Genomic DNA, 24,013 nt, shown 5'->3' with positions numbered 1-24,013 from the left:
GACGCCCCTCACACTCCAGATAGAAATGTCCGCAACTGTGCACATTCGTCAGTTTCTCAACTGTCGCCCGGACGCGCATGCTGACGGTCCGAATGATGTACGCCGATCCGGAGCACCCTCCCGGATCGGGTAGAGTTGCCCAGGTCAGCAGGCGCCGCTAGCTCAGTTGGTTAGAGCAGCTGACTCTTAATCAGCGGGTCCGGGGTTCGAGTCCCTGGCGGCGCACAGACCATGACAGGCCTCCCGTGAAAGCGGGGGGCCTGTCATGCATTGGACGCGCCGCCCCGGCACACCGGAGCGACCCGGGGGCAGGACAGAGGCGGCTGGGGGCCGGGGTTCATCCCCAGGGAAGACACCGCATCAGCGGGCCCGGGGTTCGAGTTCCCGGCGGTGCACGACACGGCAGGCCTCCCGTGAAAGCGGGGGCCCGACATGTTTACCGCGCCACGGTGGATAGAGCATCCGTTCGAGTCCATGGCGGCGCACGGACACGGAAGGCCCCTCGCCCAGGCGGGGGGCCTTCCGGCATGAAGGGGGGCGTGAACCGGATTGAGGCGGCGGGCGTACGGATGTCCGCAACGACTCCACAAGGCCCCCCCAGGAGCCACAATGAACGCGTATGACCGGTAAACACCGCGTTTCGCATCTTGCGATCATGATGAGCACCGTAGAACCCTGGTTTTCAAGATGCTGCGTATATGCAGCAGTTGGGGGGCATGGAGCCGGTTGCCGGTGTTGCGGGGAAAGGGGCCCCGCTTCAGAGGACGCCGAGGGGGGCGTCTGCAACCGGAAGGTCGCTGTTACGTGTCTATTGTGACGATTGTGGTGACTGCGACCCACCACTGATGCGCCTGTGAAGGTCGAGGGGGACCCGAGCAGCCGTAAGGAAACGACAACACGCGGTTCGTTCGCGTGTGGGGGGATGACTCATGACGTCGACGCCGACGGGCGCCCGGCAGAACTTCGACCCGTCCGACACCACTCGGCTCAGGCCGGCTTCGCATGGGACCGGCACACTGCGCCGGATAAAGAAGGCCCTTCCGAAGTACGACTACGAGCACTACAGCAGACTGGCCGGTCCCCTCACCCAGCCCGACCCGGGCCGGCCCTACAAGGTGCAGTACCGCTCGCTGATCTCGCAGGAACCGCACCGCATCCGGGTCGCCCTGATGCTCGCCGCGGCCCCGCTGCTCTCGCTGGTCCTGCTGGCCTGGCTGCTCCAGCCGGAGCACTGGACCGAGCGCGACTACCCGGCCTTCTCGTGGCTGCCGGCCCTGGACATCGTCATGCTCGTCTCGATCGGTCTGATCGAGTTCTTCCGCTGCATGAACGTCCTGTCCAACGCGCACGCCACCCTGGTCGCCCGGGACCCCATCCCGGTCGTGCCCGAGACCGGCACCAGAGTCGCCTTCCTCACCTCCTTCGTGCCCGGCAAGGAGCCGTTGGAGATGGTGACGAAGACCCTGGAAGCCGCGGTCAGGATCCGCCACCGCGGCCTCATGCACGTCTGGCTCCTGGACGAGGGCGACGACCCCGCGGTCAAGGAGGTGTGCGCCCGGCTCGGTGTGCACCACTTCTCCCGCAAGGGCATCGAGAAGTGGAACCAGCCCAAGGGCCCGCACCGCGCCAAGACCAAGCACGGCAACTACAACGCCTGGCTGGACGCGCACGGCGACCAGTACGACTTCTTCGCCTCCGTGGACACCGACCACGTGCCGCTGCCCAACTACCTGGAGCGGATGCTCGGCTTCTTCCGCGACCCGGACATCGGCTTCGTGATCGGCCCGCAGGTCTACGGCAACTACGACAACTTCGTCACCAAGGCCGCCGAGTCCCAGCAGTTCCTCTTCCACGCGCTGATCCAGCGCGCCGGCAACAAGTACGGCGCCCCGATGTTCGTGGGCACCTCCAACGCCGTACGGATCAAGGCGCTGAAGCAGATCGGCGGCCTGTACGACTCGATCACCGAGGACATGGCCACCGGCTTCGAGATCCACCGCCACAAGAACCCGGCGACGGGTCGCAAGTGGCGCTCGGTCTACACCCCGGACGTGCTCGCGGTCGGTGAGGGCCCGAGTGCCTGGACGGACTTCTTCACCCAGCAGATGCGCTGGTCGCGAGGGACGTACGAGACGATCCTCAAGCAGTACTGGAAGGGCTGGTACTCGCTGCCGCCGACCAAGCTCTTCAACTACACGATGATGATCATCTTCTACCCGATGTCCGCCCTCAACTGGATCCTCGCGGCCCTGAGTTGCACGCTGTTCCTGGGCCTGGGCGCCTCGGGTGTGAACATCGACCCGACCGTGTGGCTGATGCTCTACGGCAACGCCTCCGCGCTCCAGATCGGCCTGTACATCTGGAACCGCCGCCACAACGTCTCCCCGCACGAGCCCGAGGGCTCCGGCGGTGTCGCGGGCATGGTGATGTCGGCGCTGTCCGCCCCGCTGTACGCGAAGGCGCTGGTCGACTCGCTGCTGCGGCGCAAGAGCAAGTTCGTGGTCACGCCCAAGGGCGACTCGGCCAGCCCCGATCGGTGGTTCGCGACCTTCCGCTACCACTGGTACTTCATCGCGATCTTCGGCGGCTCGATCGGTGCCGGTATCGCCCTCGGGCACTCGCACCCCGCGATGATCATCTGGGCGACCTTCGCCATGCTGATCACCGCGACACCGATCTTCACCTGGCGGCACATGCTGCGACAGGCGAAGAAGAACCCTGCCGACGCACCGCCGGAGGCCGTCGTTCCGGCTCAGGTTCCGGCACAGGCATCGGCGCGGACGCAGTACCAGCCGCAGCCGCTGCCCACCGCCCCGCACGCTCCGGTCCAGAAGCCGAGCTGGGCGGACTCGCACACGCACGACGAGGGCAACGACCAGACCATGCAGATCGCCCTCGGTGGACTTGGGGGACGTAAGGAATGAACGACCGTGCAGGCCGCCGCCGCGCCCGTCGGCTCGCGATCGGTACGGCGGTGGTGCTCGCGCTGGCCGGGATGAACGGTCCGTGGCTGTACCGCTTCGGGACGGCGAAATACCACCAGTACCAGATCGACAAACCCGAGTACAAAGCCGAGAACGGCAAGTGGGAGGTCGTCCAGTTCCCCGAGAAGTACCGGCAGAACACCATCCACGCGGCGCTGCTGCGCACCGGGAAGGTGCTGCTGGTGGCGGGTTCGGGCAACAACCAGGACAACTTCGACGCGAAGAAGTTCGACACCAGGATCTGGGACCCGGTCAAGGGCACCATCAAGAAGGTGCCCACGCCCAAGGACCTGTTCTGCACCGGGCACACACAGCTCGCGAACGGCAATCTGCTGATCGCCGGTGGCACCAAGCGCTACGAGAAGCTCAAGGGGGACGTCACCAAGGCCGGCGGCCTGATGATCGTCCACAACGAGAACCCGGACCAGCCGATCACCCTGCCGGCGGGCACCAGGTTCACCGGCAAGGAGAACGGCAGGACCTTCGTGTCCAGGGACCCGGTCGTCGTGGAGCGGGCCACGAAGGTCTTCGACAAGCGGACCGGGAAGTTCCTGCGCAACGACCCCGGGCTCGGGCGGATCTACGTCGAGGCACAGAAGAGCGGCGCCAAGTACGAGACGGGTACCCAGGACAACTACCGGATCCAGGGTCTGACCGGGACCGATGCCCGTAACACCTACGGCATCGCGCAGAAGCTCGCGCTCGACAAGAAGGACTTCCAGGGGATCCGGGACGCCTTCGAGTTCGATCCGGTCGCCGAGAAGTACATCAAGGTCGACCCGATGAAGGAGGCCCGCTGGTATCCGACACTCACGACGCTGAGCGACGGGAAGGTCCTCAGTGTCTCCGGGCTGGACGACATCGGGCAGCTGGTGCCGGGCAAGAACGAGGTGTTCGACCCCAAGACCAAGAAGTGGACGTACCTGCCGAAGGTCCGTCAGTTCCCGACCTACCCGGGGCTGTTCCTCATGCAGAACGGCAAGGTCTTCTACTCGGGGTCGAACGCGGGGTACGGGCCGGACGACGTGGGGCGTGATCCGGGCGTCTGGGACGTGGACAGCAACAAGTTCACGAAGATCCCCGGGCTCAGCGACCCGAACAGGATGGAGACCTCCGGAACCGTGCTCCTGCCTCCGGCGCAGGACGAGAAGTTCATGGTGATCGGGGGCGGCGGGGTCGGCGAGTCCAAGCTCTCCAGCAACCGGACACGGATCGTGGACATGAAGGCGGACAGCCCGAAGTTCGTGGACGGGCCGACGCTGGAGAAGGGGACGCGGTATCCGCAGGCGTCGATCCTTCCCGACGACACCGTGCTGGTGTCCGGCGGGTCGGAGGACTATCGCGGACGCGGTGACTCCAACATCCTCCAGGCCCGGCTGTACCACCCGGACACCAACACGTTCGAGTCGGTGGCCGATCCGCTGGTGGGGCGCAACTACCACTCCGGGTCGCTGCTGCTGCCGGACGGGCGGGTGATGTTCTTCGGGTCGGACTCCCTGTACGGGGACAAGGCGAACACCAAGCCGGGTACGTTCGAGCAGCGGATCGAGATCTACACGCCGCCCTATCTGTACCGGGACTCCCGGCCCTCGCTGTCCGGGGGGCCGCAGACGATCGCCCGGGGGGCCCCGGGGACGTTCACGTCTCCGCAGGCTTCCGTGATCAAGAAGGTGCGGTTGATCCGGCCCAGTGCGTCCACTCATGTGACCGATGTGGATCAGCGGTCCGTCGAGCTGAAGTTCACGGTGTCCGGGGACAAGGTGAAGGTGACGGTGCCGAGGAACAGGAACCTGGTGCAGTCGGGGTGGTACATGCTGTTCGTCGATGACGATCAGGGGACGCCGTCGAAGGCACAGTGGGTTCGAGTGCCGTAGCGCTCCCGCAGGTTGTCCTTCGGGCGCGGGAGCGCTGTGGCTTGTCGCGCAGTTCCCCGCGCCCCTAGGGCGTTGAACCCTCTGCCAGCTTCAACGCGTAGGTCGACCACCACTGGCCCGCCTTCGGGCCGCCCTTGCACTCGCCGTCCGACTCCCCCGGGCGCTTGACCCAGAGGTACGCGTCCACCAGCGGGTCCGCCGTCTTCGTCGTCGGCGTCTCCCCCAGGGCCCGGCCCGGCGGGTTGCACCAGCGTTCGTTCTCGTCGCCGTCCTTGTACGGGCCGTTGCCGTTGCGGCTGGTGTCGATGACGAAGTGTTTGTCGCCGACCTTGGCGGAGAGCTGCTTGCCGTAGGTGATGGAGTCCTTGGTGGAGTAGAAGTTGGAGACGTTCACCGAGAAGCCGTCGGCCTTCGCGATGCCGGCCCACTGGAGGGGTTCGAAGATCTGGTCGGGGTGGCCCCAGCCCGCGTTGCCCGCGTCCAGGTAGACCTTCGTGTTCTTCAGGGACTTGAGTTTCTCGACCGCGCCGGTGAGCAGGTCGTAGCGCTCCTCGTGGAACTCGTCCTTGGTGCAGCCGTCGACGAGGTGCAGGATGGCGTCCGGTTCGAGGATCACCGTCGCCGAGCGGTCGCCGATGCCCGCGGCCACGCCGTCGATCCACGTCCGGTAGGCGTTGCCGTCGGCGGCGCCCCCCTGGGAGTACTGGCCGCAGTCGCGGTGCGGGATGTTGTAGAGGACGAGAAGGGCCGTGCGGCCGGACTTGTCCGCGGCCTCGGTGAAGCCGCGCGCCTCCTGCTCCGGGTTCTCCGGGCCGATCCACTCGCCGGTCGGCTGCTGGGCGATCTTGCGGATCTGTTCGGCCTCGTCGTCCTTGCCGCTCTTCCGGTACGCCGCGACCTGCTTGGCCGCGTTGCCGTCCGGGTTGACCCAGAACGGGTCGGCCTCCTTGGGCTGCTGGGTGATCCCGGCGCCGGCCTTGTCGCCGTCGCCCTCCTGCTTCGGATCGTCCGACGACGAACACGCGGCGAGCAGCAGTGCCGCCCCCAGCACCGCCGCGGACGCCCGTGCACGGGCCGCCCTCCTGGCCCCCCTGCTGACGTACATCCAATTCCCCCCTGGGTGCACTGTGGAAAGCCTCAATCGTGACACACCGGTCGCGCCGCCCACGAGCTCGCCGGAGCCTTGTCCAGGAGCTGTTACAGCCCCGAAGGTCGGGGTAGGTACGCGCCGTACGGGGGCGCTCGTCGATGAAGGGGAGTGCTCAGCGATGCGGTACGCCACCAGGGAGATCCGGCTGGCCTCGGCACTGGTGGAGGCGGCGGACACCCTCGTCGAGGACTTCGAGGCCACCCGGTACTTGCAACGGGTCTCCGACCACTGCGTGGAACTGCTCGACGCGCGGGCGGCAGGGGTGATGCTCATCGACGGCGGCCGGTCGGTGTCGCTGGCCGCCAGCAGCCGGCACGAACAGGTGGCGCTGGATCTGCTGGAGGCGCAGCACGGCGGCGGGCCCTGCCTGGACAGTTACGGCTCTGGACAGCCCGTACCGCCGGTGTCCATACAGGTCGCCCACGCGGCAGACCGCTGGCCCGACTTCACCGAACGGGCCCTGCGGCACGACATCGTGACCACGTTCGCGGTCCCGCTGCGCCGCAGCGAGAACCTGCTGGGCGCCCTCAACGTCTTCGCGCCCACGCTGCCCGGCACCTCCCCGGCCGACGACGTCACCTCCGAGCTCCATGTCGCCCAGGCCCTCGCCGACGCCGCCGCCCTCGGTCTGCAGAACCGTCACGCCTACGCCCGGTACCGCACCCTGTCCGGCCAGTTGCAGGAGGCCCTGTCCAGCAGGGTCCGCATCGAGCAGGCCAAGGGGATCCTCGCCGAGCGCTGGAGCGTCCCCGCCGACCAGGCGTTCATGGCGCTACGGCAGTACGCGCGACGCCACCGGCTGCCCCTGGACCAGGTGGCGAGCGCGGTCATCGAGGGCGTCGCGGACGACGCCGAACTGCGCCGGCAGATCGACCGGAGCACCGACGGACCCGCGTAGCACCCTGGACCACCAGGGCGTATGACGGAGAGCCACGGCTTGGCGCCCAACAGCTCCAACAGCCTCTAGGCCCGGGCGCTCATCCGTTCTAGAGTCTTCTCACAGGTTACGGCCCCAGCCCCTGGCCGCAGTGATCACCACCGAGCCTCCAGGCCTCCCGTGCCGTCGCCGGGTTACTCCCGCACCCGAGCACGCGCGGTCGAGGACCAGCCCGGTCGGCGGCTTCGGGGGGAGCGGGTCGCCGACCGGGCCAGGTAACGCCCATGGGAGTCCTACAGGCCGGTGCCGGTCAGATACGCCGAGACGATCACGTTCGCCGTGTAGCTGCGGCTCGCCCGGTCGAAGGTGCCGCCGCAGGTGATGAGACGCAGTTCGGCGCGGCCCGACCGGCGGGGGCCGTAGGCCTGGTGGGCGTCGAAGCCCTCGCGGGTGAGGACGCGCACGTCGTCGACGGTGAACTCGGCGACCCTGCCGTCGTCACGGATCACCCGGACCGTCTCGCCCGGCTTCAGGGTGCTGATCCTGTGGAAGACGGCGGGCCGGGTCTCGGTGTCGAGGTGTCCCACCATCAGGGCGGTCCCGGCGGCCCCGGGTTTCGCGCCGGCCGCGTACCAGCCGACGACGCCGGGCTGGTCGAAGGGCGGCGGGTCGAGGGCGCCCCGGGCGTCCAGCCCGCGGGCCACCACGGGCGCCTGCACCCCGAGGTCCGGGATGTCGAGGCGTTGCGGCCGCGCTCCCGTCAGGGGCCGTGCGGCGGGCGGCAGTTCGGCGGCCGCGGGCAAGCGCCCGACCGCGGCCATGTCACCGGTGGCCGGCGTGGACCTGCCGTACCGTACGTCCGTGACCTCGGCGCCCCACAGCCACAGCCCGAGCAGCAGCACCGCCCAGGTCAGGCCGGTCAGCAGCCGTCCGGCCCCCAGGACGGGTCCGCGGTGGGCGGGGCCGCCTGCCTGGTCGAGGAAACGGTCGGACATCGCCGGTCAGTCCGTCCCGCGACTCCGGCGGCTGCGGCGCAGCACGACGGCCACCGCCGCGACCCCGGCAAGCACCAGGCCCGTCACCGCGTGCCCGGCGCCGGGCGAGACCGCGTGCGGCTCCATGGCGGAGAGGTGGGTGGCGGTCCAGCCGCCGCCGGCGTCGACGGGGGCGGCCGGGGTCGCCGGGGCCGCCTGGGCTGTGCCGCCCTTCGCCGCCGCGACGGTGATCCTGCCCTTCACCTCGAGGTCGGCGCAGGTGATCCGCACGTCGTAGGGGCCGGGCTGGACGGAGGAGCGGACGCGGGTCTCGCCGGTGAGACTGCCGTCGGCGCCGGTCAGCCGGGCGTCCGCCACGAACGCGGCCGAGGAGGCGGTGGCCGTCCTGCCCACGCAGCCGGTCACCCGGAGTGTGAGGTCGGCGCCGGGGGCGGGGGTCGACGGGGTCGCCGAGACGCCGCCGCCGTCCGCCGCCTGGGCCGCCTGCGCGGCCGGGGCGAAGGCGGCGACAGCCAGGACCGCGGTACAGAGAGTGAGGCGTAGTGAACCCATCGTGAACCTCCAGATATCTGGAGAGTCCCCCGGGCACCTCGGGCCCGCATCCCGAGAGGGTGCCGCGTTGCTCCGTTCGGGTCGGTCTCGGACCAGGTCCCGGATCAGAGGTCGGACGAGGTCTCAGATGCGGTCGACGAGGTCCGCGATCGAGTCCACCACCTTCGAGGGCCGGTACGGGAAGTCCTCGACCTGCTCGGGCCGGGTCAGGCCGGTGAGCACCAGGAAGGTCTGCATGCCGGCCTCCATGCCGGCCAGGACGTCGGTGTCCATGCGGTCGCCGATCATCGCGCTGGTCTCGGAGTGCGCGCCGATGGTGTTGAGTCCGGTGCGCATCATCAGCGGGTTGGGCTTGCCCGCGAAGTACGGCTGCTTGCCGGTCGCCTTGGTGATCAGGGCGGCGACGGCGCCGGTGGCCGGCAGCGGCCCTTCCGCGGAGGGGCCGGTCTCGTCGGGGTTGGTGCAGATGAAACGGGCACCGTCGTTGATGAGCCGGACCGCCTTGGTCATGGCCTCGAAGGAGTAGGTACGGGTCTCACCGAGGACGACGTAGTCCGGCTCGTGGTCGGTGAGGATGTAGCCGATGTCGTGCAGGGCGGTGGTCAGACCCGCCTCGCCGATGACGTACGCCGAGCCCTCGGGCCGCTGGTCGTCCAGGAACTGGGCGGTGGCCATGGCGGAGGTCCAGATGTTCGCGATCGGGACGTCCAGACCCATGCGGCGCAGACGGGCGTGCAGGTCGCGGGGGGTGTAGATGGAGTTGTTGGTCAGCACCAGGAAGGGCTTGCCGGACTCACGGAGCTTCTTGAGGAAGGCGTCGGCGCCGGGGATCGGTACGCCCTCGTGGATGAGCACACCGTCCATGTCGGTGAGCCACGAGTCGATGGGCTTGCGGTCTGCCATGTGCGGGATCTCCTGCCGTACGCGTGTACGCCGTGCTGCGTCGGCCCCAGCCTAGACAGTGGCCGGATCTTGGGGGAGTGGCCGGCTGGGGACAGGTCCCGGAAGGTCTGGGGTCAGCGGCGGCCGCGGGCCCGGAGGATCGCGCCCGCCGTGACCAGGAGGAGGGCGAGGGTCGCGAGGGCGGCGGCGGCCACGGCGGGGCCGGTGCTGGCGAGTTCCTCGGCCGCGTCCGTGAAGGGGAGGCTGTCCGGGGTGGGGGTGGTGGGGGCGTCGGAGGGAGCGTCGGAGGGGGTGTCCGCGGCGGAGCCGATGCCGAAGCGGTAGTCGTTGGACTGCCCCACCCAGTCGCCGTCGTCGCCGTGCCGCTGGACGACGGCCGCGTTGGCGGTGACCTCGTTCGGTACGGCGCCCGCGGCGAGCGCGAGCCGTACCTTCACGGTGAGGGTCTTTCCGGGGCCGACGGTGAGCCCGGCGCCGCCGAACGCCCCGACGAGTTCGTCCTCGTCGGTGGACTCGAACCGGACGGCGCGGGTGCGGGGGCCGTCGTAGAACTCCAGGCGGGGCTGCGCGGGCTTCAGGGCGTGGCGCTCGTCGACGAGGACGACGACGGGGTGGATGCCGGCGCAGGTGTGCCGGGTCGTGTTGACGAGATCCAGATACCAGGTGCCGAAGCCACCACCGGGCTCGTAAGCGGCGGGACCGCCGTGGATACGGGTGGTGAGCGGGAAGGCCCGGTCGGCGGGGGCGCAGGACTCGCCGACGGGGGTTGGGGCTGGGCCCGCCGCGGCCGGGGCCGCGGACACCAGGGCGGCTGCCGCCGCGAGGCCGAGAAGGGCGGGCGCATGACCGTGCACATACCGTCGCATAAACACATGACCATGCCGGTCGGGATCGGCCACCGGGGGATGCCGCACCGCCCGACCCACGAAGTCCCCTCGATCAGCGGACGCGGGGCGCACGGTTGGGGGTGTCTGGGCCCGTCTCGCGGGTGCGGCGGCTTGGCGAGGCTGAGCGCGCGGTACGGCGTCCGGCACCCGGCACCCGGCGTGGATCGCCCCACGCGCGACGCGGGGCATGGTGCGACGCACGCCTGGCGGCTCGGTGGCGTGCCCGGCGAACGGCATCCCGCCGCGTGACGGCCTCCCGGATCGCACGCTCGACCGGCCCGGCGCCCGGTGCGGAACGGCCCACGCGCCTGACGCGGGGCCTGGAGCGCCGCCCGCCGTGCCGACTCGGTCGCGCGGGCAGGAACCGGGCGGGTCAGGTCGGCTCGGTGTGGGTGGCTGACCGGGCCGCGTCCCGCCGGTTCCGGCCGTCACGCGTCGGCTCGGCCGAAGAGGGGAGCCAGGACGAGTTGTGCCGCGCCTTCGGCGACCTCGTCGGGGGCGGTGCGGACGGGGACCGGTTCCTCGCCGGTGCGCCGGGCGCGTTCGTCGAGGACGGCTTCGACGCCTCGTAGGAACGGGTCCGGGGCGCTGGTGACGGTACGGCCGCCCAGCAGGACCAGGTCGATGTCGAGCAGGGCGACGAGGTTGCCGGCCGCGATGCCGAGGACCCGTGCCGCCTCGGCGAGGTCGCCGCGGGCCACCGCCGTCAGGCACAGCGCCTCGACGCAGCCCCGGTCACCGCAGTCGCAGGGCGGGCCGTCGAGCTGGACGACCTGGTGTCCGAACTCCCCGGCCCCGGTCCGCGCACCCCGGTGCACGGTCCCGCCGATGACGAGCCCGGCACCGAGGCCCGTACCGAGATGCAGATACGCGAACGACCCGCGCTCCCCCGCGACCGCGAGCCCGAGCGCGGCCGCGTTGGTGTCCTTGTCGACCGCGATAGGCACCCCGAGCCGCCGTGCGAGCGCGTCCCGCAGGGGGAAGCCGTCCCACTCGGGGAAACCGGTGACGCGGTGCAGCACGCCCCGGGTGTGGTCGAGGGGGCCGGGGAGAGCGACGCCGACTCCGAGGAGGGCGGGGAGGGAGCCGGCGGCGGCACGCGAGGAACCCGACCGCGCGGCGACACCCTTGGCATCGGACCCGAGCGCGGTTGAACCCGCGTCCGCCTCGCCCTCTCCCCCCACCCCCCTCGCCAGCGCCTCGACCTCCCCCGCGACCGCCCTCACGACGGCCTCCGCCCCCGCCCCCAGGTCCACCGCGGCGCACCGTTCCCCGACCACCGTCCCCGCGAGATCCACCCGCACCGCCCGCAGCGCGTCCCGGTCCAGGTGGATGCCGACCGCGTGGCCCGCCCCGGGCACCAACCGCAGGACGGTCCGTGGCTTGCCGCCTGTCGAGGCCCGGTGTCCCGCATCCGCCGCGAGGCCCGCCTCCCGCAGCCGTCCGGTGATCTTGCTGACGGCCTGTGGGGTCAGCCCGGTCCGCTCGGCGAGTTCCAGCCGGCTGATCCCCCCGGCACCGGCGCCCCGCAGCAGGTCGAGCACGAGCGCGGTGTTGTGGCTGCGCAGGGCCGGGAGGTTGACGCCGCCGTTCGTCCTGTTCACGCCTGCCATTGTCCGTCACGCTTGCACTTTGGCAACACCGTTGCGAAAGTGGGGGCATGACTGCTGCTGACCTCCGCGTGGGCCTCGTCGGCTACGGCCTCGCGGGCTCCGTCTTCCACGCCCCGCTGATCGCCGCCACCGAGGGCCTCACCCTCGACACGGTGGTGACCTCGAACCCCGAGCGGCAGGAACAGGCCCGCGCCGAGTTCCCGGACGTCCGCACCGTCGCCGGCGCCGACGAGCTGTTCGCCCGCGCCGACGAGCTGGACCTGATCGTCATCGCGTCCCCCAATAAAACGCACGTCCCGCTCGCCACCGCCGCCCTGGAGGCCGGTCTCCCGGTCGTGGTCGACAAGCCGATCGCCGGTACGGCGGCCGAGGCGCGCGAGCTCGCCGCCCGCGCCGAGGAGCGCGGCCTGCTCCTGTCCGTCTTCCAGAACCGGCGCTGGGACAACGACTTCCTGACCCTGCGCCACCTCCTCGACGAGGGCGAACTGGGCGACGTCCGGCGCTTCGAGTCCCGTTTCGAGCGGTGGCGGCCGCAGCCCAAGGGCGGCTGGCGCGAGTCCGGCGACCCGGCAGAGATCGGAGGTCTGCTCTACGACCTCGGCAGCCATGTCGTCGATCAGGCCCTGACCCTCTTCGGGCCCGCCGCCTCCGTGTACGCCGAGGCGGACGTCCGCCGCCCGGGCGCGGAGATCGACGACGACACGTTCATCGCGATCACACACGCGAGCGGCGTCCGCTCCCACCTCTACGTCTCCGCCACCACCGCCCAACTCGGCCCCCGCTTCCGGGTGCTGGGCTCCAAGGCGGGCTATGTGAAGTACGGCCTGGACCCGCAGGAGGCGGCCCTGCGGGAGGGCGAGCGCCCCGGCACCGCGGCCGGCTGGGGCCGGGAGCCCGAGTCCCTGTGGGGCCGGCTGGGCGCGGGCGAGTCCCCCGTGACGGGTGGCGGCAGCCCCGTCCCCACCCTCCCCGGCGACTACCCCGCTTACTATGCGGCCGTGGCCAGGGCCCTCTCCGAGGGCGGCACCAACCCGGTGACCGCACTGGAGGCGGCCGCCGCCCTCGACGTACTGGAGGCGGCGCGCCGTTCGGCCCACGACGGAGTGGCGGTGCAGCTGTGACGCACAACACCGGGCTGACCCCGAAGTTCCAGCCGGAACTCACCCCGCCCCTGGAGGAGCTGGAGGCGCAGGAACGCCGCCTGGTCTTCCGGCAGTTCACGTACGAGGACGCGTGGGCGCTGGGCTCCCTGCTGGTGGAGCTGGCCCGGGAGCGGCAGGCGCCGGTGGCCGTCGACATCCGCCGCGGCGGCCAGCAGCTCTTCCACGCGGCCCTGCCGGGCTCCACCCCGGACAACGACGCCTGGATCGACCGCAAGCGCCGGGTCGTGGAGCGCTACGGCTCCGCCTCCTACCTGGTCGGCGCCCGTTTCCGCGCCAAGGGCAGCACCTTCGAGGAGTCCTCGCGTCTGGACCCGGACGAGTACGCGGCCCACGGCGGCTCCTTCCCGATCACGGTGGACGGCGTGGGCGTCGTCGGTGCGGTGACGGTCTCCGGTCTGCCCCAGCTCGAGGACCACCGTTTCGTGGTCGAGGCGCTGGAGGAGTTCCTGAGCAAGGACCGCTGAAGGGCCGGTAGCGGAATGATCGCCGGGTACTCCCGCGTTGGCACCTGCCATGAAGGAGACCATCGGAAAGTACGGCATCTGGAACGGCGGCGGTCTGCGCGGCGAGGACCCGTCCCTGCGGGGCGAACGCGCCGAGGCCGCCGCCGAGTTGGAGGAACTCGGGTTCGGCGCGATCTGGCTGGGCGGCAGCAGTTCGGCCGCCAACGCCGCCCCGCTGCTCGACGCGACGTCCCGGATCGTGGTCGGCACCAGCATCCAGAGCATCTGGGACCACGAACCCGAGACCGCCGCCGCGAGCTTCACCGACCTGAACGCCGCCCACTCCGGCCGCTTCGTCCTGGGCCTGGGCGTCAGCCACGCCAAGCTCGCCGAGCAGTACCGGCGTCCGTACTCGGCCCTGGTGGCCTACCTGGACGCCCTGGACAAGGCGGGAGTCCCGGCCGAGGGCCGCGCCCTGGCCGCGCTGGGCCCGAGGACCATCGAGCTGGCCCGGGACCGCGCGGCCGGCTCGATCCCGTACCTGATCACGGCGGACCAGACTGCCCGGTCCCGTGAACTCCTGGGCGAGGAGCCGCTGTTGGCCCCGGAGCTGAAGGTCGTCCTGGAGTCCGACCCCGCGCGGGCCCGCACCGTGGCCCGCGACTGCCTGGCCATCTACCTGGGCCTGCCCAACTACACCAACAACTTCCTCCGCAACGGCTTCACGGAGGACGACCTGTTGGACGGCGGCAGTGACCGCCTGGTCGACGCGGTCTTCGCCTGGGGCACGGACGACAGGATCCGCGCCCGCGTCGACGAGTTCACCGAGGCGGGCGCGGACCACGTGGCCCTGCAGATCGTGGACGGCGGCCCGCGCTCCAGCCTCCCGAGGGAGGCCTGGCGCAAGCTCGCGTCGCTACTGGGGTGAAGATGAGCCACCAGGGGCGCGGGGTGCGCGACCAGCCGAAGACGGCCCGCAGTCGCAAGGCAACGTGCATCCCCGGCTCACCCAGCGGAGCGTCTACGCGTCCTTGAACTCCTGCCTCTGCCGCCCGAGCCCCGAGATCTCCAGCTCCACCACATCCCCCGCCCGCAGATACGGCTTGGGCTCGGGCTCCCCCATCGCGACCCCGGCGGGCGTGCCCGTGTTGATCACGTCGCCGGGGTACAGCGTCATGAACTGGCTGACGTACCGCACCACTTCACCGACGGGGAAGATCTGCTCGGCGGTCGTGCCGTTCTGCTTCGGCTCGCCGTTGACCCACAGCTTCAGGGACAGGCTCTGCGGGTCCGGAACCTCGTCCGCGGTCACCAGCCACGGTCCCAGGGGATTGAAGGTCTCGCAGTTCTTGCCCTTGTCCCAGGTCCCGCCGCGCTCGATCTGGAACTCCCGCTCGGACACGTCGTGCGCCACCGCGTATCCGGCGACATGGGCGAGCCCCTCCTCGGGGGACGACAGGTACCGGGCCGTACGCCCGATCACGACCGCCAGCTCGACCTCCCAGTCGGTCTTCACCGACCCACGGGGGACCAGGACCGTGTCGTACGGTCCCACCACGGTGTCCGCGGCCTTGAAGAAGATCACCGGCTCGGCGGGCGGCTCGGCCCCCGTCTCGCGCGCGTGGTCGTGGTAGTTCAGGCCGATGCAGACGATCTTCCCGATCCGCCCGAGCGGCGGCCCGACCCGCAGGCCCGTGGCGTCCAGCGCCGGCAGGTCCCCGGCCTCCGCGGCCGCGCGGACCCGGCCGAGTGCCGCGTCGTCGGCGAGCAGCGTCCCGTCGATGTCGTCCACGACTCCCGACAGGTCCCGCAGGACCCCGTCGGCGTCGAGCAGCGCGGGCGTCTCCGTTCCCGCCGTACCGACTCGCAGCAACTTCATGATCACAATCTCCCTCGATCGCGGGGCGCCCCCGACGGGTGCAGCCATCGGATGACTGGTCGATCCTCCAAGCTGAGCGTCCGGTCCGCAATACCCGGTTCACGTACTGGACCGTCACCACGCCGGTCAGTGGTAGAGGGCAGCCCTCTCGACCGCGGCCCACGTCGAACTGGTCACCACGTACAGCGCGGCGGCCAGGGGCACCACCGCCACGGTGAAGAGCGTGAAGAAGGACATGAAGGGCATGAGCCTGGTCATCGCGCCCGCCCCGGGCACCGGCTGCCCGTCCGTCACCGGCATGACCGGGTTCGTGGCCATCATCCGCTTCGTGCGGCGGTAGTTGAACGTCGCCACCACGACCACGAACGCGAAGAGGCAGACGTACACGAGGCCCTCTCCCCCGAACACCCCGCCATGACCGAGCGCGTCCGCCCAGCGGCCGCCGAGCGGTGCGGCGAACAGCTCGTGGCCGAGCAGTTCGTTCGCCTTGCCGCCGATCGTCGTGTTGGAGAAGAGGTGGTAGAGCAGGAAGAACGCGGGGAGCTGGAACAGCCCGGGCAGACAGCCGGACAGCGGTGAGACCTTCTCCTCGGCGTGCAGGGCCAGCACCGCCTTCTGGAGCTTGTCGGGCTGGTCCTTGTGCTGCTTCCGCAGCTCGGCGATCTTCGGCTGGAGCTTGGTTCGGGCCTTCTGGCCGCGGGCGGCGGCGCGGGACAGGGGGTGCACGAGCAGTCGTACGAAGGCGGTGAACAGGACGATCGCGGCGGCGGCCGCGGTGGCGCCGAACAGGGGGTGCAGCAGGTCGGCGAGGTGTTGGACCAGATCAGCGAAGACGGACATGGGTGAGCCCTCCGGGGGTCTCGTCGTGCCGGAAGTGAGGAAGGCGGCATGACGACCCGCGCGGGGTGCCCCTGAAGGAGTGAGCCCCTACGCGGCGGTCGCCGGGAGGGCGCGACCGGGCGCTCGGGGGCGGGGGCGGCCCTTGGCGTCGGGGTCGCGTTGCGAGAGGAAGGCCGTACGGCGAGCGCGGTCGCGGATGGCGGTGCGGACCCGGGTGGGCGGCACGGAGGGCGCGCAGCGCGAGGCGATCAGCGAGCAGGCGGCGAGCGCGGAGCCGGCCGCCGCGGTGGCGGCGAGCGCGACGGCGGCGGAGAGGCTGCCTGTGTCGAGCAGGACGAGGTCGAGGACGAGGAGCAGCAGCACGGCGGCGGGGCGCGGTGTCGTCCAGTTGCGCGTCATGGCCACCTCCCCTCTCGCTGCGAGTCCTCCCCCGGTTATACCTGATCGACCGCGATCGGCTGCAGGAGCCTCTTCGGCCGGAGCAGCGCCCGGCTGACCGGATTCGCCGGGTCGGGGTCGAGTCCGGGGCCCGGCACCATCAGCACCTCCTCGACCGGTACGACGATCCCGCAGGCGGGGCATTCGCCGTAGGAGCCGAGTTCGGTGCCGCACTCGGCGTGTTACATGGGCTCCTGCGCCGGAGTCGCCCTGACGATCGCGCTCGCCACCTCCACCGGCGGCGGCCTCGCCCACGGCGCGGACATCGCGATGCTGGTGTCGGCGGGACTGGCGCTGGTGGCGGCCGCGAGCGTGGTGGGACTGCGGGAGCAGTGACGCCGTCAACGCGGGCGCGTCGAGACGAGCTTGCCCCACACCACCAGCCGGTACCGGGACGTGTACTCCGGAGTGCAGGTGGTGAGGGTGATGTAGTGACCGGGCTCGGTGTAGCCGTGGGCGGGATGGACCGTCGAGCGGGGGATCGGGCCGATCACTCCCGAGTCGCGGGCCGAGGTCTGGCGCAGGGTTTTGTCCACGGCGTACGTGTAGAGCGCGCTCCGCGTCTCCACCTGGACGGTGTCCCCGGGCGCGAGCCGGTTGACGTACCGGAAGGGCTCGCCGTGGGTGTTGCGGTGCCCGGCGAGCGCGAAGTTCCCGGCACCGCCCGGCTGCCCGGTGCCGGGGTAGTGGCCGACGTACCCCTTGTTGAGGACGCTCCCCTTGCCGACGCCCTCGGCGACGGGGACGCGGAGGTGGAGCCGGGGGATGCTGAGGACGGCGTACGTCCGGGACAGGTCGGGCGTGACGGCGGAGTGGTCCGGGGCGCCGTCGCGGAGCGGCCGCCCGGCCCGGGAGCCCGGGGCCGCCGTATCAGAGGACGGGGACCCGGCCCCGGCCCCGGATTCGGCGGCCGTACCGGCATCGGTCCCCCCGCCCCGTCCCCACTCCCGCTCCAGCGCCTCGACCCCGCGCTGAGCGCCCTCCCGGGCCTCCCGGTTGGTCCACCACAGCTGGTGCACGACGAGCAGCAGCAGGACGACGCCCACGGTGACGAGCAGTTCGCCGCCGGTCCACACCGCACGCCGGCGACGCTCGCGCCGACGCCGGGCTCCGTGGTGCATGATGCGCTGCCGCATGGGTCACGCCTCCTCGGACGGGGCCGCCCGCACGATAAGGGCGAGACCTCCAAGTCACCAGTGCCGGGGGCCTCGTAAACCTGAGGGGCGGTCTACGGGACGGCGGTGCAGGGACAGACGCGTCCGGTATACCCACTTCCTCCACTGGTTTTAGGAAGGGCTGTCAAAACTTGCTGTCACACCTCTCGACAAGCCCACTGGCCACACCCGATGCTTCGTCTGCATGAACGGGGCAGGCAACGACGCCGGCCAGAAGGCGCGCGTCGATCCATCGGAGTTCGGAGTAGCCATGATCCGACGCAGAACGCTGCTGACAGCCGCAGGAGGCACCCTCCTCGGCAGCGCGCTGGCCACCGGTACCGCCCGTGCGGACGCCACGATCGCGGTGAGCCCGGGGACCTCGTACGGCACCTGGGAGGGCTGGGGCACCTCCCTGGCCTGGTGGGCCAACGTGTTCGGCGCCCGGGACGACTTCGCCGACATCTTCTTCACCACCAAGTCGACGTCCTACAACGGCACTTCGCTCCCCGGCCTCGGCCTGAACATCGCCCGCTACAACCTGGGCGCGAGCAGCTGGAACACCGTGAACGGCGAGTCGATGGTCGCCTCCGCCAACATCCCCGCCTTCAAGCAGATCGAGGGCTACTGGCAGGACTGGAACAACGAGGACCCGACGTCGAGCGCCTGGCACTGGACGGCGGACGCCAACCAGCGGGCGATGCTGCAGAAGGCCACGTCCAGGGGCGCGACCTCGGAGCTCTTCGCCAACTCCCCGATGTGGTGGATGTGCAGCAACCACAACCCGTCGGGCGCCTCCGGCGGCGGCAACAACCTCCAGACCTGGAACTACCGCCAGCACGCCTCCCACCTCGCCGCGACCGCCCTGTACGCCAAGAACAACTGGGGTGTGAACTTCTCGACGGTCGACGCCTTCAACGAGCCCTCCTCGTCCTGGTGGACGGCGACCGGCACGCAGGAGGGCTGCCACATGGACGCGTCGGTCCAGTCGGCCGTACTGCCGTATCTGCGCAGCGAGTTGAACAACCGCGGCCTGACCGGCGTGAAGATCTCGGCCTCGGACGAGACCAGCTACGACCTCGCCCGCACCACCTGGAACTCCTTCAGCTCGACGACGAAGGGGTACGTCAACCAGGTCAACGTGCACGGCTACCAGGGCTCGAACGGCCGTAGGGACCTGTTGTACACGGACGTCGTCACGACGGCCGGCAAGAAGCTGTGGAACTCCGAGACCGGCGACGGCGACGGCACCGGTTACACCACGGCCTTCAACCTCCTCTACGACTTCCGCTGGCTGCACCCCACGGCCTGGGTCTACTGGCAGGTCATGGACCCGACGGCGGGCTGGGGAGTGATCAAGTACGACGCCGGTACCCTTCAGGCCGGCGCGATCGAGACGAAGTACTACGTGCTCGCCCAGTTCAGCCGTCACATCCGCCCCGGCATGAAGATCATCGACACGGGCGTGAGCAACGCGGTCGCGGCCTACGACTCCTCGGCCAGGCGCCTGGTCATCGTGGCCCTGAACACCTCCACCTCGGCCCAGACCCTGACCTTCGACCTGTCCCGCTTCACGACGGTGACGGGCGGCTCCGGCGGCCTGGTCCCGCGCTGGAGCACGGTGACGACGGGCGGCGACAAGTACGCGTCGTACTCCAACACCTTCCTGAGCGGAAAGTCGGTGGCGGTGCCGTTCGCCGCGAAGGCGGTGCAGACGCTGCAGATCGACGGCGTGACGATCTGAGGCGGGGGTGCGGGCCGGACCCCGACCTCTTCTCCTGTTAACCGGGCCCTGGCCTGCACCTCCCTCTTCTTTGCCACTGATCGGCAGTACGGTGTCACCCATGCGCCCCGACACGCCTGCCGAGAACGTCGACCACAACGCCGAAGCGGCGCGCCTGGAGCGGACCGCCGACCGGTATCCCGAGGACGCCGAAGCCCTGCTCCTGCAGGCAGCGGCCCATCTGGAACTGGCCGGCGACCGCCCCGCCGCGTCCTCCCTCTACGACCGCCTGCTGGCCGCGCAGGACGGTTTGGAGAACCCGTTTCTCGTCCGTGCCCTGAAGGCCGCGAACCTCTGGGAGTACGGCCACGAGGCCGAGGCCCGCGCGATCATCGAGGGCGTCCGCGGGGCGGCCCCCCGGGACCCGGCCCCCTGGGTGATCGTCGCGGAGGCCCTGGAGTCCCACGACGAGCTGGAGCAGGCGCAGGAGACGTTCACGGCAGGCGCCCGGGTCCTCCTGACGGACGTGGCGGAACCCCCGTACTCCACCCATCCCCTGCTGTTCGGCCGCCACCGCGTCCGCCGCATGCTGGGCCTGGCCCACGACGACTGGGACGTCCTGGCGGACACCCTCCACTCCTCCCCGGTCTCCCTGGACGAACTGCACGACCCGAAGCGCGTCTGGTCGCTCGGCTCGGAGAACCCGGCGGAGCTGGAGGCGGAGATCTCCCGCCTGCGCGCCGAACTCGGCACGTTCCGGGCGGCGTTGTCCCGCCCCTTCCCGGTGGCGGTCCTGCACTGGTCCGCGGGGGAGCTGGCGGAACTGGTGGCCGGATACCCCTCCCTCTCCTCGGAGTACCCCTCCCACGAGGAGCACCTGGCGACGATAGAGGCGTCCCTGCGCGAGCTCGCCGCCTCCGGCACCCCGAACCTGGGCATCGTGTCGGGCACGGTCCCGTCGTACGAGGCCTTCGCAGCCTCGGAGGGCACGTCCCCGGCAGAGGTCTCCCTGCTCCCCCAGTACGCGACGACCCTGGCGGCCCGGGGCCGCGCGGTGGAGTGGCCGCCGCAGCGGGGGGCGGTTTGCTGGTGCGGGTCGGGGCGGGGGTATGGGGAGTGCCACGGGGAGTGACACGGGAGTGACACTGGTGGGCTGGGGCCGGGGATGTGTTCCCCGGCCCTCTCCCTTTCCCTCAAGTGCCGGAAAAGACGCACTATTTACCCAAAGGATCTTCACTGACTGTGAAGCATGTCCCTAAGATGCGGAGATCAACAGGCCTGACCAAGAGGGGACTTGGGCGGGCCTCTCAATTTCCCGTGGGGGATTCATGCGTATACGCGTTGCGGCCGCCGTCGTTTCCGGTGCCGCCGTTCTGTCCGCGCTCGCTCTTCCGGTGACCGCCCAGGCGGCGGTACGGACGGGTGCGGAGGCGAAGCTCAGCTCCTTCACCTCGCGGTCCGTTCAGCCGAGAGACTCGTTGGGAAACATGAAGTTCTCCAACGCCGTCATCAACGGGGGCAAGGACATCGTCCTCGGCACCACCGGCACGAAGACCGTCACCGTCACCTACACCGCCAAGGACGAGAGCGGCGTCGCCGTCACCGAGGCCTTCCTGTGGCAGGGCACCGACAGTTCGACCACCGAGGGCATCACCGGCGGCCTGGGGACGGACGACGACCCCGACTGCACGGAGACGGCGACCCAGGGCACGTACACCTGCAAGGCCGTCTTCAACATCCACCCCGCCACCGACATGAAGGACAACGGCGTGGCCGGGACCTGGAAGCTGTTCCTGGGCGGCTGGGACCTGTACGCGAACGCCAGCTACAACGACGACGTAGCCACCGCCTCGATCAAGAAGGCCGCCACGCTGACCGCCAACGCCACGCCCGAGCCGGTCAAGAAGGGCAAGACCATCACGGTCACGGGCAAGCTCGCCCGCGCGAACTGGCAGACGGGCAAGTTCGCGGGCTACGTGTCCCAGCCCGCGAAGCTCCAGTTCCGCAAGAAGGGCAGCAACACCTACACCACGCTCAAGACGGTGAAGACGAACAGCACCGGCGTCCTGAAGACCACCACCACGGCCACGGTCGACGGTTTCTACCGCTACGTCTTCGCCGGCACCGCCACCACCGCCGCAGCGACGGCGCCCGGCGACTTCGTCGACGTCAGGTAACCAGTCCGACAGGACCGCGCGCCAACACTCCGGTGCCGGGGCGCCACGCATCACGGCGCCCCGGCAAGAGGACACACGGGGTGAAGAGCCGCTGATCAATCGGCTCTCATCGCGTCCGAGATGGACTTGACCCCACCGTGCGCGGTAAGCCCCCCGTCCACGGGAATCTCCGCACCGGTGATGAACGAGGTCTCGTCGCTCAGCAGAAACACCACAAGCGGAGCGATGTCATCAACGGTTCCGCTCCGCCCCAACGGCGTCTCCCCGATGGTCGCGTCCCGGAAAGCGTCTGTGGCCCCGGCCGTCATCTCGGTCTCGATGTACCCGGGGTGCACGGTATTGACCCGAATCCCCCGAGGCCCCAACTCCATGGCGGCAACCTTGGACACCCCGCGCAGAGCCCACTTGCTGGCGGTGTAGGCGACGGGGTAGTACCCGGTGAGCGCGGCCGACGACCCGACGTTCACGATGGACGAACCGGGCGGCATGAGCGGGGCGAGGTACTGAATCCCCAGCAACGGCCCAACGGTATTCACGGCCTGCACCCGCGCGAAGTCCTCGGCCCGAACACTGCCGATCCGATCCCGCTGAATGATCCCGGCGTTGTTGACCAGCCCGTGCACCTGGCCGTACGCCTCCTTGAGCTCAGCGGCGAACTCAGCCCAGTCGGCCTCACTACCGACATCAAGCCGCCGGCACTCACTGCCCTCCGGCCGCACATCAGCACCCACCACCGTGGCCCCGGCCTGCTCCAACAGACCAGCCTCGGCCGCTCCTTGCCCCCGGGCTGCGCCAGTAACGACTACAACCTTGCCGACCATGCGCTGGGGGTGCTGATCACTTACGGAGATCTGAGTCATGGTGGACAACATAACCGTGGCGAGTTGTTGGCCAGTCACGAACATGATCGCCACTGTCCAAGCCTGCAAACGCGCCCTGCACACCGCCACCGGGTCCGCTTGCCCAATCTCAAAGCAGAGGGCACCCGAAAAGCCTGTTTCCCCTAACGCCGAAGGCAGTCGTAAATAGCCGAAGCGACGGCCGTACCCAGAGGGATAGGAACCGCATTGCCGATCTGCTTGGCGATCTCGGTCTTCGAACCGCACCAGCGGAATTCACGAGGGAATCCCTGGATTCGCGCAGCCTCGTAGTGGGTAATCGGGCGAGGTTCCGTGGGGTGAAGGTACCGGCCCTTTTCCGGTTTGAAGAACTCGGTGCGGATGGTGACGGACGGTTCGCCCAGGCGGAGCCGACCCATGACGTCGCCAGTACCGGTGGTGTGACTGTCCCAACTCTTGGTCGAGAGGTACTCAACGTCGGTCTTCACGCCCACAGGCCTGGGTTCGGTGTAGAACTCGAAGACGCCGTCGTCGCCCACCCTAAACCACTTGCCCTCCAGATCCTTCCGATTCCCGCCCGGAGGGATGGCAAGGTAGCGCGCCACCGAGAGTGGCTTCGGTTGACGTCTGAAGTGGAGGTCGTCAGTTGTGAAGACGCCGGGTACCTCCAAGCCGATGTCTTCGATGTACTCGTCCCCGCTCGGGAGTTCGGTCCCCGAGAGCGGGAGTTTCGCGGACTCCTCGAAGATTCCGTCGACGGCTTTCCAATAGCGGGGTTCCCCGTCGACGCCGTCGAGCGTCTGCGCAGCGAAATCCAGTCCGCTCCTCGGGCGACGCCTGCGGGTCAGAGTCGGGTATGACATCGCGTGACCGTTGTCGACGTCCTTGCGTACACCGATGACGATGGTGCGCCGGCGCGCTTGGACCGCGCCGTAGTCTGCCGCGTTGAGGAGGTAGCGCTTGATCTTCTGCTCCTCCGTGTCGGCAGGAATGTGTCCCGGAGGATCGACGAGTCGGTACTCGGCCAGCTTGCCGCCCACCTCGACCTCGCTCAGCAGGTTGAAGAACTCATCCGACTTGAGGAAGCGGTCGACGTTCTCGATCACGAAGATCTTTGGGCGAACTTTCGCGACGATGCGAACATATTCCTCCCACAGGCGGTTGCGTTCCGTGCCCTTCTTGTTCCGGTTCAGGGCGGAGAATCCCTGGCAGGGAGGCCCGCCGACCACCACGTCCGCATGCAGGTCGTCCTCGGTCGGCTCCCACTTCTCAATGTCGCCGAAGTAAATGCGGGCGGCAGGAAGCCGCTTGTCGAGCCGACCACTGCCGAAGTTGACCGCGTACGTGGCAGCCGCGGCGGCGTTGTGCTCGACCGCCGCGATGCTCTGGAAAACCGGCCCGCCGCCCTCCACCCCTTCGGGCCGGAACTCGTGAAATCCCTGCGTGAAGCCGCCGCAACCTGAGAAGAGGTCGAGTACGGTGATCATCTTGGGGTTGCTGGAGGAGGACGCGTGCATGGGCT

21 protein-coding genes, 1 tRNA gene and 2 pseudogenes are annotated in these 24,013 nt (G+C 69.8%); 11 read left to right on the top strand and 13 right to left on the bottom strand.

What is annotated here, in order from left to right; genetic code table 11:
* Window positions 1-151: 151 nt before the first annotated feature.
* From RKD20_RS27575 to RKD20_RS27565, 3 genes are all read left to right on the top strand, one after another.
* Window positions 152-225, top strand: a tRNA-Lys gene (locus RKD20_RS27575).
* Window positions 226-929: 704 nt separating this feature from the next.
* Entirely contained in the window at window positions 930-2,924 is a 1,995-nt protein-coding gene (locus RKD20_RS27570) for a glycosyltransferase family 2 protein (RefSeq protein WP_424880047.1), read from the top strand.
* A complete protein-coding gene (locus tag RKD20_RS27565) occupies window positions 2,921-4,858 on the top strand; it encodes a galactose oxidase-like domain-containing protein (protein ID WP_424880046.1) in 1,938 nt (645 codons plus the stop codon). The genes RKD20_RS27570 and RKD20_RS27565 overlap by 4 nt, the downstream gene beginning before the upstream one ends.
* A gap of 64 nt (window positions 4,859-4,922) precedes the next feature.
* Here the strand turns inward: RKD20_RS27565 and RKD20_RS27560 are convergent, their stop codons facing one another.
* On the bottom strand, window positions 4,923-5,963 hold the full coding sequence (locus RKD20_RS27560) for a glycoside hydrolase family 6 protein (RefSeq protein ID WP_424880045.1): 1,041 nt from the start codon (window positions 5,961-5,963) through the stop codon (window positions 4,923-4,925).
* Between the two features lie 163 nt (window positions 5,964-6,126).
* On the opposite strand from RKD20_RS27560, the gene RKD20_RS27555 reads away from it, so the two are divergent.
* On the top strand, window positions 6,127-6,906 hold the full coding sequence (locus tag RKD20_RS27555) for a GAF and ANTAR domain-containing protein (protein ID WP_424880044.1): 780 nt from the start codon (window positions 6,127-6,129) through the stop codon (window positions 6,904-6,906).
* Between the two features lie 272 nt (window positions 6,907-7,178).
* On the opposite strand, the gene RKD20_RS27550 is transcribed toward RKD20_RS27555, so the two are convergent.
* From RKD20_RS27550 to RKD20_RS27530, 5 genes are all read right to left on the bottom strand, one after another.
* Complete coding sequence (locus RKD20_RS27550) at window positions 7,179-7,880, bottom strand: class F sortase (RefSeq protein WP_424880043.1); 702 nt, start codon at window positions 7,878-7,880, stop codon at window positions 7,179-7,181.
* Window positions 7,881-7,886: 6 nt separating this feature from the next.
* Complete coding sequence (locus RKD20_RS27545) at window positions 7,887-8,432, bottom strand: hypothetical protein (RefSeq protein ID WP_424880042.1); 546 nt, start codon at window positions 8,430-8,432, stop codon at window positions 7,887-7,889.
* A gap of 123 nt (window positions 8,433-8,555) precedes the next feature.
* On the bottom strand, window positions 8,556-9,335 hold the full coding sequence (locus tag RKD20_RS27540; RefSeq protein ID WP_424880041.1) for an HAD-IIA family hydrolase: 780 nt from the start codon (window positions 9,333-9,335) through the stop codon (window positions 8,556-8,558).
* A 113-nt stretch (window positions 9,336-9,448) separates the two neighbouring features.
* The gene (locus RKD20_RS27535; protein ID WP_424880040.1) at window positions 9,449-10,201 is read right to left on the bottom strand and encodes a hypothetical protein; all 753 of its coding nucleotides are present in this window, start codon (window positions 10,199-10,201) and stop codon (window positions 9,449-9,451) included.
* A gap of 449 nt (window positions 10,202-10,650) precedes the next feature.
* Window positions 10,651-11,835 (bottom strand): ROK family transcriptional regulator, encoded by a 1,185-nt coding sequence (locus tag RKD20_RS27530; RefSeq protein WP_424880039.1) that lies wholly within the window; start codon window positions 11,833-11,835, stop codon window positions 10,651-10,653.
* A gap of 47 nt (window positions 11,836-11,882) precedes the next feature.
* Here RKD20_RS27530 and RKD20_RS27525 point away from each other — a divergent pair, with 47 nt between their 5' ends.
* From RKD20_RS27525 to RKD20_RS27515, 3 genes are read left to right on the top strand one after another with little or no spacing between them, the layout of a single operon-like run.
* Entirely contained in the window at window positions 11,883-12,956 is a 1,074-nt protein-coding gene (locus RKD20_RS27525) for a Gfo/Idh/MocA family protein (RefSeq protein WP_424880038.1), read from the top strand.
* Window positions 12,953-13,462 carry a heme-degrading domain-containing protein gene (locus tag RKD20_RS27520; protein WP_424880037.1) on the top strand — a complete coding sequence of 170 codons (510 nt, stop codon included), beginning with the start codon at window positions 12,953-12,955 and terminating at the stop codon, window positions 13,460-13,462. The genes RKD20_RS27525 and RKD20_RS27520 overlap by 4 nt, the downstream gene beginning before the upstream one ends.
* 49 nt (window positions 13,463-13,511) lie before the next feature.
* Window positions 13,512-14,369 (top strand): LLM class F420-dependent oxidoreductase, encoded by an 858-nt coding sequence (locus RKD20_RS27515; RefSeq protein ID WP_424880036.1) that lies wholly within the window; start codon window positions 13,512-13,514, stop codon window positions 14,367-14,369.
* Between the two features lie 93 nt (window positions 14,370-14,462).
* On the opposite strand, the gene RKD20_RS27510 is transcribed toward RKD20_RS27515, so the two are convergent.
* The 4 genes and pseudogenes from RKD20_RS27510 to RKD20_RS27495 form a co-directional block, all read right to left on the bottom strand.
* The gene (locus RKD20_RS27510; protein WP_020121134.1) at window positions 14,463-15,320 is read right to left on the bottom strand and encodes a fumarylacetoacetate hydrolase family protein; all 858 of its coding nucleotides are present in this window, start codon (window positions 15,318-15,320) and stop codon (window positions 14,463-14,465) included.
* 126 nt (window positions 15,321-15,446) lie between these two features.
* Window positions 15,447-16,160 carry a YidC/Oxa1 family membrane protein insertase gene (locus RKD20_RS27505; protein WP_424880035.1) on the bottom strand — a complete coding sequence of 238 codons (714 nt, stop codon included), beginning with the start codon at window positions 16,158-16,160 and terminating at the stop codon, window positions 15,447-15,449.
* 87 nt (window positions 16,161-16,247) lie between these two features.
* Window positions 16,248-16,559, bottom strand: coding sequence for a DUF6412 domain-containing protein (locus RKD20_RS27500; RefSeq protein ID WP_424880034.1), 312 nt, complete (start codon window positions 16,557-16,559; stop codon window positions 16,248-16,250).
* Window positions 16,560-16,594: 35 nt separating this feature from the next.
* Window positions 16,595-16,780, bottom strand: a pseudogene (locus RKD20_RS27495) (winged helix-turn-helix transcriptional regulator); the annotation flags it as partial.
* Between the two features lies 1 nt (window position 16,781).
* On the opposite strand from RKD20_RS27495, the pseudogene RKD20_RS27490 reads away from it, so the two are divergent.
* Window positions 16,782-16,934, top strand: a pseudogene (locus tag RKD20_RS27490) (MFS transporter); the annotation flags it as partial.
* 5 nt (window positions 16,935-16,939) lie between these two features.
* Here the strand turns inward: RKD20_RS27490 and RKD20_RS27485 are convergent.
* A complete protein-coding gene (locus tag RKD20_RS27485) occupies window positions 16,940-17,734 on the bottom strand; it encodes a class E sortase (RefSeq protein ID WP_424880033.1) in 795 nt (264 codons plus the stop codon).
* Between the two features lie 289 nt (window positions 17,735-18,023).
* Between RKD20_RS27485 and RKD20_RS27480 the strand changes: the two genes are divergently transcribed.
* The 3 genes from RKD20_RS27480 to RKD20_RS27470 all read left to right on the top strand — a co-directional run bounded on the left by RKD20_RS27480 (window position 18,024) and on the right by RKD20_RS27470 (window position 21,652).
* Window positions 18,024-19,496, top strand: a complete 1,473-nt coding sequence (locus RKD20_RS27480) for a beta-1,6-galactanase (protein WP_424880032.1) — start codon at window positions 18,024-18,026, stop codon at window positions 19,494-19,496.
* Window positions 19,497-19,596: 100 nt separating this feature from the next.
* Complete coding sequence (locus tag RKD20_RS27475; RefSeq protein WP_424880031.1) at window positions 19,597-20,607, top strand: SEC-C domain-containing protein; 1,011 nt, start codon at window positions 19,597-19,599, stop codon at window positions 20,605-20,607.
* A gap of 196 nt (window positions 20,608-20,803) precedes the next feature.
* Window positions 20,804-21,652 (top strand): hypothetical protein, encoded by an 849-nt coding sequence (locus RKD20_RS27470; protein WP_424880030.1) that lies wholly within the window; start codon window positions 20,804-20,806, stop codon window positions 21,650-21,652.
* Window positions 21,653-21,747: 95 nt separating this feature from the next.
* Here the strand turns inward: RKD20_RS27470 and RKD20_RS27465 are convergent, their stop codons facing one another.
* The gene (locus tag RKD20_RS27465) at window positions 21,748-22,512 is read right to left on the bottom strand and encodes an SDR family NAD(P)-dependent oxidoreductase (RefSeq protein ID WP_424883336.1); all 765 of its coding nucleotides are present in this window, start codon (window positions 22,510-22,512) and stop codon (window positions 21,748-21,750) included.
* 143 nt (window positions 22,513-22,655) lie between these two features.
* Window positions 22,656-24,008: a DNA cytosine methyltransferase gene (locus tag RKD20_RS27460; RefSeq protein ID WP_424880029.1), complete on the bottom strand. Its 1,353-nt coding sequence runs from the start codon at window positions 24,006-24,008 to the stop codon at window positions 22,656-22,658.
* Window positions 24,009-24,013: the final 5 nt, after the last annotated feature.

Origin of the sequence: Streptomyces sp. SLBN-8D4, from assembly GCF_049739545.1 — a bacterium.
GTDB lineage: Bacteria > Actinomycetota > Actinomycetes > Streptomycetales > Streptomycetaceae > Streptomyces > Streptomyces canus_C.
Note: the sequence above shows the minus strand (reverse complement) of the source record. Positions and strands in the feature narration are given on the sequence as shown.

Bases quoted from the DNA above. Each gene is read 5' to 3' on its own strand.
- RKD20_RS27460 (WP_424880029.1), bottom strand. From the start codon at position 24,008: ATGCACGCGTCCTCCTCCAGCAACCCCAAGATGATCACCGTACTCGAC.
- RKD20_RS27515 (WP_424880036.1), top strand. From the start codon at position 13,512: ATGAAGGAGACCATCGGAAAGTACGGCATCTGGAACGGCGGCGGTCTG.
- RKD20_RS27470 (WP_424880030.1), top strand. From the start codon at position 20,804: ATGCGTATACGCGTTGCGGCCGCCGTCGTTTCCGGTGCCGCCGTTCTG.
- RKD20_RS27475 (WP_424880031.1), top strand. From the start codon at position 19,597: ATGCGCCCCGACACGCCTGCCGAGAACGTCGACCACAACGCCGAAGCG.
- RKD20_RS27560 (WP_424880045.1), bottom strand. From the start codon at position 5,963: ATGTACGTCAGCAGGGGGGCCAGGAGGGCGGCCCGTGCACGGGCGTCC.
- RKD20_RS27565 (WP_424880046.1), top strand. From the start codon at position 2,921: ATGAACGACCGTGCAGGCCGCCGCCGCGCCCGTCGGCTCGCGATCGGT.
- RKD20_RS27480 (WP_424880032.1), top strand. From the start codon at position 18,024: ATGATCCGACGCAGAACGCTGCTGACAGCCGCAGGAGGCACCCTCCTC.
- RKD20_RS27510 (WP_020121134.1), bottom strand. From the start codon at position 15,320: ATGAAGTTGCTGCGAGTCGGTACGGCGGGAACGGAGACGCCCGCGCTG.
- RKD20_RS27545 (WP_424880042.1), bottom strand. From the start codon at position 8,432: ATGGGTTCACTACGCCTCACTCTCTGTACCGCGGTCCTGGCTGTCGCC.
- RKD20_RS27550 (WP_424880043.1), bottom strand. From the start codon at position 7,880: ATGTCCGACCGTTTCCTCGACCAGGCAGGCGGCCCCGCCCACCGCGGA.
- RKD20_RS27555 (WP_424880044.1), top strand. From the start codon at position 6,127: ATGCGGTACGCCACCAGGGAGATCCGGCTGGCCTCGGCACTGGTGGAG.
- RKD20_RS27540 (WP_424880041.1), bottom strand. From the start codon at position 9,335: ATGGCAGACCGCAAGCCCATCGACTCGTGGCTCACCGACATGGACGGT.
- RKD20_RS27525 (WP_424880038.1), top strand. From the start codon at position 11,883: ATGACTGCTGCTGACCTCCGCGTGGGCCTCGTCGGCTACGGCCTCGCG.
- RKD20_RS27530 (WP_424880039.1), bottom strand. From the start codon at position 11,835: ATGGCAGGCGTGAACAGGACGAACGGCGGCGTCAACCTCCCGGCCCTG.
- RKD20_RS27465 (WP_424883336.1), bottom strand. From the start codon at position 22,512: ATGACTCAGATCTCCGTAAGTGATCAGCACCCCCAGCGCATGGTCGGC.
- RKD20_RS27570 (WP_424880047.1), top strand. From the start codon at position 930: ATGACGTCGACGCCGACGGGCGCCCGGCAGAACTTCGACCCGTCCGAC.
- RKD20_RS27485 (WP_424880033.1), bottom strand. From the start codon at position 17,734: ATGCGGCAGCGCATCATGCACCACGGAGCCCGGCGTCGGCGCGAGCGT.
- RKD20_RS27505 (WP_424880035.1), bottom strand. From the start codon at position 16,160: ATGTCCGTCTTCGCTGATCTGGTCCAACACCTCGCCGACCTGCTGCAC.
- RKD20_RS27500 (WP_424880034.1), bottom strand. From the start codon at position 16,559: ATGACGCGCAACTGGACGACACCGCGCCCCGCCGCCGTGCTGCTGCTC.
- RKD20_RS27535 (WP_424880040.1), bottom strand. From the start codon at position 10,201: ATGCGACGGTATGTGCACGGTCATGCGCCCGCCCTTCTCGGCCTCGCG.